Source organism: Clostridium psychrophilum (assembly GCF_018861705.1).
Classification (GTDB): domain Bacteria; phylum Bacillota; class Clostridia; order Clostridiales; family Clostridiaceae; genus Clostridium_AD; species Clostridium_AD psychrophilum.
The window spans coordinates 1-1,232 of sequence record NZ_JAHLEC010000249.1; the positions used below are offsets into that span (position 1 = coordinate 1).

General features: G+C 32.8%; 1 protein-coding gene. It reads left to right on the top strand.

Annotated features, from left to right (window positions below; genetic code table 11):
- Window positions 1-28: 28 nt before the first annotated feature.
- Window positions 29-1,147: an IS110 family RNA-guided transposase gene (locus KPL38_RS19290; protein WP_281419382.1), complete on the top strand. Its 1,119-nt coding sequence runs from the start codon at window positions 29-31 to the stop codon at window positions 1,145-1,147.
- Window positions 1,148-1,232: the final 85 nt, after the last annotated feature.

Below are 1,232 nucleotides of genomic sequence, written 5' to 3' on the forward strand. Positions count from 1 at the left end.
AATAAAAAAAGTGGAAGAAGAATATGCCATGAAGCCTATATTCTTCATGGAGTCCACTGGCGTGTACCACCTTACTCTCTTCCACTTTCTTAAGGATAATAAATTTGATGCATTCATTATCAATCCACTCGTTACTAATTGTAACAAGAATAAGGATATAAGGAAAGTGAAAAATGATAGAAATGATTCTTTATCTATCGCCAAATTAGGTAAATATGAAGATATTAAGGTTTCAAGTGATATTGATCTTAATATTTTTTCATTAAAACTTATGATTCGTGATTACTACAAGCTTATAGATGATCGCTCAAGCTATAAGAAAAAGCTTAGCAGTTCACTTACGCTCTCGTTTAGTGGGTATCAAGACATCTTTGCTAACACATGTAGCAGCGCTTCAATAGGTATTTTAAAAGAGTACCCAACTCCTCAATTAGTTATTTCAGCTCCAAAGAAAGATATTATTGATATTATTCTACGTTCAAGGAAAGGCATCAACTGGGCTGAAAAGAAGTACACTGAACTAATTGAATGCGCAAATGCAGCTAAATATATAAGCCTTTCGGCTCCAAGACTTTCGGTATCAATAACAACTTGTATATCACTATATGGAGCTATCGATAATGAAATAACTAAGCTCTTGAATGAAATTAGAAGCTTTATTGATAGTGATGAGCTACCAGCTACATTAAATAAAAACATTGATTTATTAATGACACTTGGTGGTGTAGGATATATTACAGCTATAACTGTACTTGCTGAAATTGGGGCTATTGATAACTTTCTAAAACCTAAGCAGCTAGTCGCTTTTTTTGGTGTTGATCCAGCTGTAAATGAATCTGGTAAATTCAAAGGTGATAGAGTTAAAATGTCTAAACGTGGTACTCGTTTTGGTAGAAGAGCACTCTTTGCAGTTGCTTTAGCATCTATAAGACGCAAAAGAAATGGGGAGCCTACAAACCCTATTTTGCTCAAATACTACCAAGAAAATCTTAAAGGTAAAAAAGCCAAGGTTGCTTTAGTAGCAATAATGCATAAGATTATAAAATACATATTTGCAATTTTAAAAAACCAAGAGGCATACCAGTTAAGAGATCCTAAGTTACACCAAAGAATGTATATAGAAAACCATTCTAGAGAAGTAGCTTAAGTTAGTCCTAAATAATTACTAAATTTACCATTGTTCGTGTTATGCAATGGTCTTTTTGTTATGCAATGAAATTAACAACTACTTT

What these genes read in the sequence shown, in the direction of transcription:
- KPL38_RS19290 (WP_281419382.1), top strand. Translation starts at nt 29, where the DNA reads ATGAAGCCTATATTCTTCATGGAGTCCACTGGCGTGTACCACCTTACT.